This is a genomic window from Corynebacterium intestinale (genome assembly GCF_023574125.1).
In the GTDB taxonomy this organism is placed as follows: Bacteria; Actinomycetota; Actinomycetes; order Mycobacteriales; family Mycobacteriaceae; genus Corynebacterium; species Corynebacterium hesseae.
The window spans coordinates 264006-276268 of sequence record NZ_JAMKFF010000001.1 but is presented as its reverse complement, the minus strand read 5'-3'; the positions used below and the strand labels follow the sequence as shown (position 1 = coordinate 276268).

The 12263-nt window shown below is 62.7% G+C and carries 9 protein-coding genes; 3 read left to right on the top strand and 6 right to left on the bottom strand.

The window, feature by feature from the left end:
* Positions 1-50: 50 nt before the first annotated feature.
* The 3 genes from putP (at position 51) to M5J06_RS01245 (ending at position 2959) form a co-directional block, all read left to right on the top strand.
* Positions 51-1613: a sodium/proline symporter PutP gene (gene putP, locus M5J06_RS01255; RefSeq protein WP_070524987.1), complete on the top strand. Its 1563-nt coding sequence runs from the start codon at positions 51-53 to the stop codon at positions 1611-1613.
* A gap of 312 nt (positions 1614-1925) precedes the next feature.
* A complete protein-coding gene (locus M5J06_RS01250; RefSeq protein ID WP_070531210.1) occupies positions 1926-2468 on the top strand; it encodes an HNH endonuclease family protein in 543 nt (180 codons plus the stop codon).
* A 47-nt stretch (positions 2469-2515) separates the two neighbouring features.
* Positions 2516-2959, top strand: coding sequence for a DUF2269 domain-containing protein (locus M5J06_RS01245; protein WP_070531213.1), 444 nt, complete (start codon positions 2516-2518; stop codon positions 2957-2959).
* A 94-nt stretch (positions 2960-3053) separates the two neighbouring features.
* On the opposite strand, the gene M5J06_RS01240 is transcribed toward M5J06_RS01245, so the two are convergent.
* From M5J06_RS01240 to M5J06_RS01215, 6 genes are all read right to left on the bottom strand, one after another.
* Complete coding sequence (locus M5J06_RS01240) at positions 3054-5069, bottom strand: DEAD/DEAH box helicase (RefSeq protein WP_250223771.1); 2016 nt, start codon at positions 5067-5069, stop codon at positions 3054-3056.
* A gap of 287 nt (positions 5070-5356) precedes the next feature.
* Positions 5357-6535 carry an imidazolonepropionase gene (gene hutI, locus M5J06_RS01235; RefSeq protein WP_250223770.1) on the bottom strand — a complete coding sequence of 393 codons (1179 nt, stop codon included), beginning with the start codon at positions 6533-6535 and terminating at the stop codon, positions 5357-5359.
* A gap of 21 nt (positions 6536-6556) precedes the next feature.
* On the bottom strand, positions 6557-8233 hold the full coding sequence (gene hutU, locus M5J06_RS01230) for a urocanate hydratase (RefSeq protein ID WP_070531219.1): 1677 nt from the start codon (positions 8231-8233) through the stop codon (positions 6557-6559).
* 375 nt (positions 8234-8608) lie between these two features.
* Positions 8609-9508, bottom strand: coding sequence for an endonuclease domain-containing protein (locus M5J06_RS01225; protein ID WP_250223769.1), 900 nt, complete (start codon positions 9506-9508; stop codon positions 8609-8611).
* A gap of 249 nt (positions 9509-9757) precedes the next feature.
* Positions 9758-11311, bottom strand: coding sequence for a histidine ammonia-lyase (hutH, locus tag M5J06_RS01220; RefSeq protein WP_250223768.1), 1554 nt, complete (start codon positions 11309-11311; stop codon positions 9758-9760).
* A gap of 189 nt (positions 11312-11500) precedes the next feature.
* Positions 11501-12229, bottom strand: a complete 729-nt coding sequence (locus M5J06_RS01215; protein ID WP_144675946.1) for an IclR family transcriptional regulator — start codon at positions 12227-12229, stop codon at positions 11501-11503.
* Positions 12230-12263: the final 34 nt, after the last annotated feature.

Genomic DNA, 12263 nt, shown 5'->3' with positions numbered 1-12263 from the left:
CGTTAGCGTGGATGAGTCCTATTCTTAATCTCAATCTCAAGGAGAGATCAGTGCAAGACTCCACTTGGTATGTCGTTGCGATGATCATCTACCTGCTTGCCATGGCCGCCATCGGCTTCTGGAGCTACAAGCAGACGGATGAGTACGACGACTACGTTCTCGCCGGCCGCGGCCTTCACCCGTTCGTAGCCGCCCTATCCGCCGGCGCCTCCGATATGTCCGGCTGGCTGCTTATGGGCCTGCCCGGCGCATTGTTCCTGACCGGCATGTCCGAGCTATGGATGGCCATCGGCCTTCTCATCGGCGCTTGGGCCAACTGGAAGTGGGTCGCGCCGCGTCTGCGTTCCTACTCCGAGATCGCCGGCAACTCGATTACCGTTCCCTCCTTCTTTGAGAACCGCCTGCACGATAAGTCGCGCTTGCTGCGCATTATCGCGGCGGCGATCATCATCTTCTTCTTCACCTTCTATGTCTCCTCCGGCATGGTGGCCGGCGGCCGCTACTTCGAGTCCAGCTTCGGCGGTGACTACATGGTCGGCATGCTCGTCGTGGCTGCCGTGACGGTCTTCTACACCTTCGTCGGCGGTTTCCTCGCGGTGTCCTACACCGATACCGTCCAGGGCCTGCTCATGTTCGCCTCTCTCATCATCGTGCCGATCATGGTGCTCTTCTCCTTGGACAACCCGGGCGAGATTTTCAGCTTCGCCGCTGAGAACCCGTACGCCACCGGTGGTGTAATTGAGAACCCTGACTACTTCTCCTTGTTCTCTGGTGTGTCTGCCGCCGTCATCATCGGCAACCTGGCCTGGGGCTTGGGCTACTTTGGCCAGCCGCACATCATCGTGCGCTTCATGGCGCTGCGTAAGCCTTCCGACGCCCGCGCGGGCCGCTTCTACGGTGTGAGCTGGATGGGTATCTCGCTCATCGGCGCTATTTTCGTCGCGCTCTCCGGCACGGTTTTCTTCACTGAGACCAGCCACTCCATCACTGACCAGGAGAACTACGAGACCATCTTCCTGGACATGGCACAGGTTATGTTCCACCCGCTCTTCGCAGGTCTGGTCCTGACCGCCGTTCTGGCAGCCATCATGTCCACGATGTCCTCCCAGATGCTCGTGGTCTCCACCTCCCTCATTGAGGATCTCTACCTCATCTTCGCCAAGAAAAAGCCGAGCCAGAACGTCCTGATCAACCTGTCCCGTACCGCTGTCGTGGCCATCGCCGTCATCGCTGCCGTGTTGGCCATCAACCCGTCGGATTCGATTCTGGGTCTGGTCGGCTTCGCCTGGGCCGGCTTCGGCTCCGCCTTCGGCCCGCTGGTGCTGCTGTCGCTGTATTGGAAGCGACTCAACTCCACCGGCGCCATCGCCGGCATGATCACCGGTGCTGTCGTTGCGATTGGCTGGGGCATGAGCCCGCTGGGCGATACCCTCTACGAGCTGGTACCGGGCTTCATCTCCGCTCTGCTCGTGACTGTCGGCGTTTCCCTGGCCACCAAGGCTCCGGATGAGAAGGTCACCCAGGAGTTCGAGGAGGCATCCCGCCTGGCCAAGCTCGTTGAGAAGAACGATGACTTGGACTTCGAGGAGGCAGCGGAGCAGGTTCAGAAGTAGGCCTCTCCCCCTCTCCCCTCACGCGCGAACCCCGCTCCAGCAGTCCAGTTACTGCTGTGGCGGGGTTTCGCTTGTGATTGGATCGGATGGCTCTACATGGTCGCTACTCAAAAGGCATTTCCCAAAAGGTGCCTTTGCTTCGAGAACGCCGTGTCCGAGCCTTTAAAGGGTGTCTTTACCCCCCAAAGAAACCTTCTTACTGATGCCTTCTGGGAAATGCCTTTTGACTGCATCCATGTAGCCCTCCCTGTGCGCTCACAGGCTTCCTGCTCATACGGGAACCGCGAGCACCCCCGCGCAGTCTAAAAGTCCATGAACCTGCGCACGGCCTATATAGGCTTCCTCTCCGTGGCAACTGTTGTCTACGGCGGCTATCACCTCCTCCCCGGCCCAGACCTGGGCGTGGCAACCGTGCCCGCGCGCGTGCAGGTCCCCGGCTATGAACGGGAAGACTTCGGCGGATGGGCACCTGGAACACGGGACAACGTCAAGGCCGCGCAGACTATCGACGGGGCCCTCTACGATCCCTATGCCCGCGCGCCCGCGCCGGACCGCGTGGAAGTTGACCACGTCTTCCCGCTCGCGGCGGCCTGGGACCTTGGGGCATCAGTTTGGCCGCCGGATAAGAAGATGGCCTTTGCCAACGATCCGCTCAACCTCGTCGCCACCGCCCGCAACCTCAACCAGGCCAAGTCCGATTCTCTGCCGGCCGATTGGCTCCCGCCCGCCGACCGTTGCGACTACTCGCAGCGGCTTGCCGCAGTGGCCCGAAAATACCAACTACCGCTGCCCTCCCGCGACTACGTGGTCATGCGCCACCAGTGTCGATTCGATTTCATCTCACCGCGCCGTTAGACTCTCGCAGGGAAAAGCCCCGTACAGAAAGGTATAAGCACCCTCCCATGACTAGCTTGCTCATCTTCCTCCACGCCTTCACCGCTATTTTGTTGGTCGGTACTGTGTGTATCTCCACCTCCGCCTTCCCCGGCCAGCTGGCAAAGGCGGCCTCCGGTGATGCTTCTGCGGCTGGTGCCGCCGGTGTCCTCAACAAGATCACCTCGACGTATGGCTATATCTCCGCTATTGTTCCGGTCATTGGTCTAGCTGTCTTCCTTACTGACCTCAATACCTACAAGTCCCAGGTCCAGTTCCACATCGCTCTTCTTCTGGCTGTCATCGCCTGGGTTATCCTGCTCGTCGTGGTCATCCCGAAGCAGAACCAGGCCATGTCCGCGATTGCTGCCCCGGGCAGCGCCGATGTGGCCAAGCTAAAGAAGCAGCTGGCTATGTTCTCCGGCATCTTCAACCTGCTGTGGGTTGTGTGCGCCATCCTGATGTACGTCTAATCCTTCGGGTTTAGGCCCCAATAGCGAAACCTCCCAGGCTCTTATGAGCTTGGGAGGTTTCTGGATCTAACGCCGCTGCGGCGCCGAGCGGAGGCTAGTCGCGCCAGCCGCCGCGGCGTCCACCACGATCACGGCCGCGTCCACCGCGATCACGGTCGCGGTATCCGCCACGATCACCGCGTCCACCACGTCCGCGCCCGCCGTAACCGCCGCGGCCGCGGTCATCGTCGAAGTTCCGGCGCGGCGGGCGTCCGGTATCCTTCTGGATCTTGATGAGCTGGCCGGAAATGCGTGTGTCCTTGAGACGGTCCAGCACCGCCGGGTCCAGGTTCTTCGGCAGGTCCACCAGGGTGTGGCCCACGGCGATGGTGATGCGGCCGAAGTCCTTGGAGGTCAGGCCACCTTCGTTGGCCAACGCACCCACGATGGCGCCGGGGCGCACGCCTTGGCGCTTGCCGACGTCCAACCGGTACGTCTCAAAGTCCCCGTCCGGGCGGCGCGGGCCGCGGTCACGGTCGCGGCCACCACGGTCGCGCCCGCGGCCATCACGATCGCGGTCACGCCCGCGGCCATCGCGCTCAAAGCGATCGCGCTCGCGGCGGTCCTTCTTGGACACCGGGCGCTCCTTGAGCAGGAAGTCCGTTCCGCCCTGCAGCTGCACAGCCAGGGAGGCCGCGATGTCATCCATCGCCACGTTCTCTGCCGCGGAGTATTCGCGCACCATGTCGCGGAAGAAGTCGAACTGCTTGTCCTGCTGGGAGGCGCCGATGGCCGCGAAGAACTTCTCCTTGCGCTTGGCATTGACCTCATCCGCGGTCGGGAGATCCATCTCCTCCAGGCGGGCGTTGGTCACGCGCTCGATGGAGCGCAGCATGCGGCGCTCACGCGGGGTGACGAACAGGATGGCCTCGCCAGTGCGGCCAGCACGGCCGGTACGGCCAATGCGGTGCACGTAGGACTCGGTGTCATTCGGGATGTCGTAGTTGACCACGTGGGTGATGCGGTCGACGTCGAGGCCGCGGGCAGCAACGTCGGTAGCCACCAGGATGTCCAGGCGGCCATCCTTGAGCTGATCGACGGTACGCTCACGCTGCTGCTGCGCGATATCGCCGTTAATGGCAGCGGCGTTGTAGCCGGCCTCCTTGAGGCTGTCAGCGACATCCTCCGTGGCATGCTTCGTGCGGCAGAAGACGATGATGGCGTCGTAGTCAATGACCTCGAGGATGCGAGTGAAGGCATCCATCTTGTGGCGGTGCGGCGTCAGGAGGAAGCGCTGCGTGATGTTGTCGTTGGTGCGGCGCTCCGACTTCACCGTGATTTCGGCAGGGTTGTTGAGGTACTGCTTGGACAGGCGGCGGATGGAGTTCGGCATCGTGGCCGAGAAGAGTGCAACCTGCTTGTCCTCTGGGGTGTCCTCAAGAATGCGCTCAACGTCTTCCTGGAAGCCCATGTTGAGCATCTCGTCTGCCTCATCGAGGACGAGGAAGCGCAACTGGGAGATATCCAGGGAGCCCTTCTCCAGGTGGTCGATGACACGGCCCGGGGTACCCACAATGATCTGGGCACCACGGCGCAGCCCGGAGAGCTGGATGCCATAGGCCTGGCCACCGTAAATAGGCAGAACTTCGATGCGACCCAAGTGGTCGGCGAAGGATTGGAAGGAGTCCGCAACCTGGAGGGCCAGCTCGCGCGTAGGCGCAAGGACAAGGGCCTGCGGATAGCGGGCTTCTGTATCGATCTGGGAGAGCACCGGCAGTGCAAAGGCTGCGGTCTTACCCGTACCCGTCTGGGCGAGGCCGACGACGTCGCGGCCCTCCATGAGGATCGGGATGGTTTCTTCCTGAATCGGGGATGGCTTGGTAAAGCCCACCTTGGACACGGCTTCCTGAACGTCTTCGGGAAGGCCGAGGTGTGCAAAACCCTGGGAGTTGTCGTTGGCTGAAGCTTCTTCAGCGCCGGTGTCCTCAGGGTTATTCGCAGCCCCGGTGTCATGGTTCGACACCTGCGAAGCGTCCAATGCTTCGCCACCTTGCGAGTTTTCCTGAGATTCCGACTTATTGAATTCTTCCGGCTCGTTGACGCCGCCGGTGGCGTTATCGGTAATGCTCATTGCTCAAACCAGAGTACGGCACTGAGGTGAGATTAGCTATTTCTCCCCACGACCTGTCTCTTCCCGACGCGGCACCCCGGCACCTCGAACTTCAGCCAATGCCCTTTAACTCAGCCCCCTTTGACCCAGCCCTTTGAATCACACTTAGTCCCCGTCCGCGAAGGCCCGAAAAGACCGAAGGTACCAAACCCAAAGGCACCATTTGCGGCTTCCGAAATCTAAAACCCCACGTCAATGCATGTCGGTTTCTTTATAAGGTGCCCCTCAAATGGTGCCTTTGCCCCGGCCTAGACTTCGCGGCCACCCACGAAGGTCTTCCAGGTCATCGGCATGCCCGGGCGGTAGGCCAGGTGGATAGCGCTCGGGGCATCGAGCACGTGCAGGTCCGCGGCAGCTCCGACCACCAGCGACCCCTTGGCCGGGCGGCCCTTCGCGTCCTTGCCCTCACCGACATCCTGGCGGCGCAGCGCGGTGGCGCCGCCCAACGTGCCGGCGGCGATGGCCTCATCCAGGGTCAGGTGCTGCTGGAGCACGGCCGTCGTGATGCAGAAGTTCATCGAGGACGTATAGGACGTACCTGGGTTGAGATTGGAGGCGATGGCGACGGTCGCGCCGGCATCAATAAGCTTGCGGCCCGGTGCCAGCGGCTCACGCGTCGAAAGGTCGCAAGCAGGCAACAAGGTAGCCACCGTATCCGAAGACGCCAGCGCCTCAACATCGGCATCGCTGAGGTAGTTGACGTGATCCACGGAGGCAGCACCCAGCTCCACCGCGAGTGCTACGCCAGGGCCCTCACCGAGCTGGTTACCGTGCACGCGCACACCCAATCCGCGGGCCTTACCCGCTTCCAGCACGCGGCGCGACTGCTCCTCATCGAAAGCACCGCGCTCGCAGAAGACGTCGATCCACTGTACGTGCTCCGCCACCCCGTCGAGCATGGGGCCCACAACCTCATCGAGGTAGGTTTCGGCCTCCGCTCCCGGCGGCACGAGGTGCGCGCCAAGGAAGGTCACGTCATCGACGTGGCGGGCCGCCACGCGAGCGGCCTCAACCTCGGAGGCGGTGTTGAGGCCGTAGCCGGTCTTCGTCTCCAGCGTCGTCGTTCCTCCGCGGCGGGCGGCGGCGATGCGCTCCACCAGAAGCTTCTCCAAGCGCTCCTCCCCCGCCGAGCGGGTCGCGTCCATAGTCACGGCGATGCCGCCGGCCTGATAGGACTCGCCCGCCATGCGGGCTTCGAACTCGGCGGAGCGGTCGCCGTCGAAGATCATGTGGGTATGGGAATCCACCCAGCCCGGCAGAACTGCGCGGCCGCCAAGATCGACCTTCTCGTCCGCGGCTGGCGCCTCGGAGGCCGGTCCGATCCAGGCGATGGTGCCGTCGGTGTTGGCGATGAGTGAGGCGTCGGCAAGCGTGCCTGCCTCCGACACCGTGCGCAGCTCTGAGATTCCAGTAAACAGGGTGGACATGATCTTCTTTTCCTCTCGTGTCTAGTCGCGGGCCTTGAATTCCATCGGGATACGCACGCCGCGCTCGTCGGCGACTTCCTTGGCGCGAGTGTAACCGGAATCCACGTGGCGGATAACGCCCATGCCCGGGTCATTGGTGAGCACCGCGCGCAGCTTGGCGGCGGCCAGCTCGGTGCCATCGGCGACGGTGACCTGGCCCGCGTGGATGGAGCGGCCCATGCCCACGCCACCGCCGTGGTGGATGGATACCCAGGTGGCGCCTGAGGAAACAGCGGTCATGGCGTTGAGCAGCGGCCAGTCAGCCACGGCATCGGTGCCGTCGAGCATGGCCTCGGTCTCGCGGTACGGGGAGGCCACGGAGCCGGAGTCCAGGTGATCGCGGCCGATGACGATCGGGGCCTTGATCTTGCCTTCCTTGACCAAGTCATTGAAGAGCAGGCCAGCCTTGTGGCGCTCGTTGTAGCCCAGCCAGCAAATACGCGCCGGCAGGCCCTCGAACTCCACGTACTCCTCAGCGGCATCAAGCCAGTTGTGCAAATGCTCGTTGTCCGGGAAGAGCTCCTTGAGCGCCTGGTCGGTAACCTTGATGTCCTCCGGGTCGCCGGAAAGCGCTGCCCAGCGGAAGGGGCCGAGACCCTCGCAGAAGAGCGGGCGGATATAGGCCGGGACGAAACCCGGGAACTCGAAAGCGCGCTGGTAGCCGGCCTTGCGGGCCTCGTCGCGGATGGAGTTGCCGTAGTCGAAGACCTCGGCGCCCTCGTCCTGGAATTCCACCATGGCCTGGACCTGGGCGGCCATGGCCTCGCGGGCCTTCTTCGTGAAGGTGGTCGGATCCGCCTTGGCCTCGTTGTGCCAATCCTCGACGGTGATTTCGGTGGGCAGGTAGCTCAGCGGGTCGTGCGCGGAGGTCTGGTCCGTAACGATGTCCACGGTGAACTCGCCCGCACGCTGGCGGCGCAGCACCTCTGGGAAGACCTCGGCGGCATTGCCCACCAGACCCACGGACAGAGGCTTCTTGTTCTCCTTGGCGTCGAGCACCAGCTTGAGGGCCTCGTCCAGGTCGGTGACGACCTCATCGAGGTAGCGCTTGGACTGGCGGCGCTTCAGGCGGGTCTCATCAACATCAACGATGAGGCAGGCGCCGCCGTTCAAAGTAACGGACAGCGGCTGCGCGCCGCCCATGCCGCCGCAGCCACCGGTCAGGGTGAAGGTGCCGGCGAGCGTGCCGTTGAAGCGCTTCTTGGCCACGGCCGCAAAGGTCTCAAAAGTACCCTGCAGGATGCCCTGGGTAGCGATGTAAATCCAGGAACCGGCCGTCATCTGGCCGTACATCATCAGGCCCTCGTCCTCGAGCTTGCGGAAGTGCTCCCAATTGGCCCAGTCACCGACCAGGTTGGAATTCGCAATGAGCACGCGCGGTGCCCACTCGTTGGTCTTCCAGATACCCACCGGCTTGCCGGACTGCACCAGCAGGGTCTCATCGGATTCGAGGTCCTTGAGGGACTCCACGATGGCGTCGAAGGCTTCCCAGCTGCGGGCAGCGCGTCCGGTACCGCCGTAGACCACGAGGTCCTCGGGGCGCTCGGCAACCTCGGGGTCGAGGTTGTTCATGAGCATGCGCAGCGGGGCTTCGGTCTGCCAAGACTTGGCGTTCAGTTCGGTTCCGCGCGGGGCGCGTACTTCGCGGGGTTCAGACATGACTTCCTTTCGCTCGTGCTTTTCGACGCCCTCCCAAACCCCCAAGGCCGGTTTCCCGGGGCTGTCCCTTTTTAGGGCTTGGTCAGCGTCACACAGGACAAGTTACTGTGACGCAGCACCATGAGCCAGGACACTTTTGGCCTAGCTGTCTCAGATACAAGACTGTCACGCGACCAATACTGCAGCGGCGCGCTGTCCGCCTCCGGCACATTCAGCTGCCCTGCAGCGGCCCCGCATCAACCAACCCAATGGCTCCATACCTCCGCCCAACCCAAAAGTGCAGACCTGGAAGTGTATTCATGCAGGTGGGCGTCGTGAAGCGCCAAGGCAGTGCTTGACGACGACCAGCAGGTCTGCACTTCCAGGTCTGCACTTTTACAAGCGCGGGCCGCGTGCCAAGTGCTTGCCGACCGTCTCCTGAAAGTAGTCGGGGCGCGCGCTTAATTGTTCTGGGCTAAACCTCAAAACGATGTAGCCCTTATTGAGGATGGCTTGCTGGCGCCGGTGTTCCGCGCGAATCACCTCTTCAACCTCGTGCCTGTACTTGACGTTCCCGTCAATCTCAATCACGAGCCACCCATTGATGACCAGATCTGCTCGATAGTTCTCAATCACATACTGCGCCTTGACCCAGCGCAGCTCCGGGTAGTCCGCCGCAAGAATCAAGGCACGGGCATAGGATTCCCACGGTGACTCCGCGCAATTGACGCTTTCAGCAACCGCCCGCCGCGCGGCGGCAACACCCTTAACTCTCCCCATAGCGCCGAGCGTCTCACTGATCCAGAACTGGCCAACATTGCGCGCCCGCACGTCATCGACGGCAACGAGTCCCTCCTCAAATCCATAGAACCGCGCAATATCAATGGCCGTGCGCTCCAGGGTTGACACGCGAATCCCGTGAACCACCGTCTCTTTACCGCGCAAGTCCATGCGGCGATAACGGACAGTGGCTTTAGATCGTGGAGGTACCGAGTTCGAAGGCAACGTTGCCTCCCATTCGGTCGGCGGCACAACCAGCGGAATTCCTTGAATAAGGGCGGCGGATTTTCCCACTAATGTTGCCTTGGGCAAGGTCAACCCGAGCACATATGCCTTCGTGGTCTCCTTCTGCCACGGCTTGAGTTCGTGCCAATGCATCATCGGCAGTACGAAGCACCACGCCAGTTTGGCTACCTTGCCGGCGTGCACCTTCTTCCACCGGGGATCATCATTGGGTAGCTTGCGAAGGTCGATAAGATGCTGGTCTAAGAAGTTAAAGAGTTGTTCATTGTTCATGCACTACTCATAACCCAGCATTGTGCGCCTCGCCACAGATAGGCTTCCGTACTTCGCCTCCGCCGCACTACCTGCAATCCAGTGCCCAGCCAAAAGTGCAGACCTGGAAGTGTATTCATGCAGGTGGCGTCGTCCAGCGCCACGGCAGTGCTTTGCGACGACCAGCAGGTCTGCACTTCTAGGTCTGCACTTTTAGAATTGAGACGGCACGAGAAAGCCCCATGGCACATGCCATGGGGCGGGAGGTGTTTAGCGCAGCGTGCCGACGGCCCCCTCTACCGCAGCCACCAACGCACCCTCCTTGACTAGGCGCACGGTCTCCTCAATCTCCGGGGAGAGGTAGCGGTCGGTGCCCGGGCCTTGGACGGTCTGGCGCAGAGCATCGATGACCGCGCCAGTACCCTTGGCCGGCTGGCCCTCGCGCATATCAATAGCGCGGGCGGCGGTGAGAATTTCGATGGCAAGCACGCGCTGCAGGCCATCGACTGCCTTGCGCAGCTTGCGGGCACCCGACCAGCCCATGGAGACGTGGTCTTCCTGCATCGCCGAAGACGGGATGGAATCCGCCGAGGACGGGTTGGCCAGGCGCTTGAGCTCAGAGACGATACCCGCCTGCGCATACTGCGCAATCATGTGGCCGGAGTCCACGCCTGGGTCATCGGCCAGGAAGGCGTTGAGTCCGCGGTTGCGAGCGACGTCGAGGAAGCGGTCGGTCCGGCGCTCAGAAATGGAAGCCAGGTCAGCCACAACGATGGCCAAAAAGTCCAGCGCATAGGCCACCGGCGCGCCATGGAAGTTACCGTTGGAAACCACGCGCCCATCCTTGGCCACAACCGGGTTGTCGACGGCCGCAGCAAGCTCCCGCTCCGCAACCAAGGCGGTGTGCGCCAAAGTATCGCGGAAACCACCGGCCACCTGCGGGGCGCAGCGCACCGAATAGGCGTCCTGGACCTGCTTCTTCTTGAAGTCCTCGAGGGCCGCCGCGAGAATCTCCGAGCCTTCCGCCACCGAAAGGATATTGGCCGCGGCATCGGCCTGGCCCGGGTGCGGGCGCAGCTGCTGCAGGTCATCGGCGAATACCACAAGCGTGCCCAGCAGGCCTTCCACTGTCATTGCGGTAGCGATATCCGCGGTCTTGGCAAGCTCACGCAAGTCTGTAATAGCAAGGCAAAGCTGCCCCAGCATGCCGTCGGTGCCGTTGATGAGTGCTAGGCCTTCCTTCTCCCGCAGCTTGAGCGGCTCAATGCCGGCAGCCTCCAGGGCCTCGGCGGCAGGGATGATGTCGCCGCCGTCGACGCGCACCTCGCCCTCACCCAACAGCGCCAGCGCGCAGTGCGCAAGCGGAGCCAAGTCGCCGGAACAGCCCAAGGAACCGTACTCGCGGACCACTGGATGGATATTCGCGTTGAGCACCGCGGCATAGGTTTGCGCCACTACTGGACGCACGCCGGTGCGGCCAGTACACAGGGTGGACAGGCGCAGCAACATGAGCGCGCGGATGACCTCTTGCTCTACCTCCGGGCCCGTGCCCGCAGCATGGGAGCGCACGAGCGAGAGCTGCAGCTGCGCGCGCATCTCCTCCGGAATGTGACGGCGGGCCAGTGCGCCGAAACCAGTAGAAATGCCGTAGACCGGAGTCGGGTCCTGGGCCAGCTCCTCGACGCGCTCGCGAGTGGAAGCGATTTCCGCCAGGGCATCCTCGGAAATTTCTACCTGTGCGCCATAGCGCGCTACGGCTACAACCTCTTCGATGCTCAGCGCACCGATACCCACGGTCACGGTGGAGGGATAAGAATTGGACATGTAAGGCTCCTTCGACGTCACTGCATTACCCGCACCTCACCCCTTTCAATAGGGGGTAAAAAGGCACGCGAAAATACGTACTTGCTTTCACAAGTTTAGAAAAATAGTGATACGCGCGACAGCCTTACGCGCTGCGCTCATAGTACAACAGGTTCCCCGGCGCGCAAGCACCTCGCACACCCACGCGCACTAACGGCGCCCGTACATCCTCGCCGCAACCTGCTGCGCAGCCGCGTGTAATTTCTCCGCCGCGCCGGCGGCATCAACGGTGCCCACGGGAAAGGTCACAGCCAGCGCCGCCGCGGGCCTGCCCACGTGGTCTACCACCGCCACGCCAACCGACGCCTGCCCCCGCGCCACCACCTCAACTTCTTCGGCCCACCCGCGCTCACGCACCTGGCGCAAGATGTCCTTGTATTCGCCGAAGCCTAGAGAACCAGGGAAATATGCCGCCCGCCATTCCGCTTCTGGTAGCAGCGCCAGCATGGCGCGCCCGGAGGCCGTCTTTTGTGCCTGCAGGCGCACTCCCCTCTCCGTGACCAGTGACAGCGCCCCCGGCGCGCGCACCTCGTTGAGGTAGAGGATCTCCGAACCCGCCAAGCGCGACAGGTGCCCCGAGCCGCCCACAGTGCTAGCGATACGTTCAAGGTGCCCCTGCGTTGCCTTCACGAGGGGCTGCTGCGTGGCATAAGCCGCGGCCATGGAATAGGCAGCGAGCCCCAACCCATAGGTTTGGTTCTCCGGGAGGTGCACCACGAATCCCGCGTCTACCATCTCCTTGAGCAGGTGGTAGGTGGACGAGCGCGGCAGGTTCAGCTCACTGCGAATGCGCGCGGCGGAAATCGGCACGTCGATGGTGGACAGCAGCCGGAGGATTTCCAGCGCGTTGCGCGCCGCCGGGACTCGGGAGGTACTCATGGGCCCACATTCTAGTGAGCCCTCGACTGAGCCT

Coding starts and splice junctions, on each gene's coding strand:
- M5J06_RS01250 (WP_070531210.1), top strand. CDS start 1,926: ATGAACCTGCGCACGGCCTATATAGGCTTCCTCTCCGTGGCAACTGTT.
- M5J06_RS01245 (WP_070531213.1), top strand. CDS start 2,516: ATGACTAGCTTGCTCATCTTCCTCCACGCCTTCACCGCTATTTTGTTG.
- M5J06_RS01240 (WP_250223771.1), bottom strand. CDS start 5,069: ATGAGCATTACCGATAACGCCACCGGCGGCGTCAACGAGCCGGAAGAA.
- hutI (WP_250223770.1), bottom strand. CDS start 6,535: ATGTCCACCCTGTTTACTGGAATCTCAGAGCTGCGCACGGTGTCGGAG.
- hutU (WP_070531219.1), bottom strand. CDS start 8,233: ATGTCTGAACCCCGCGAAGTACGCGCCCCGCGCGGAACCGAACTGAAC.
- M5J06_RS01225 (WP_250223769.1), bottom strand. CDS start 9,508: ATGAACAATGAACAACTCTTTAACTTCTTAGACCAGCATCTTATCGAC.
- hutH (WP_250223768.1), bottom strand. CDS start 11,311: ATGTCCAATTCTTATCCCTCCACCGTGACCGTGGGTATCGGTGCGCTG.
- M5J06_RS01215 (WP_144675946.1), bottom strand. CDS start 12,229: ATGAGTACCTCCCGAGTCCCGGCGGCGCGCAACGCGCTGGAAATCCTC.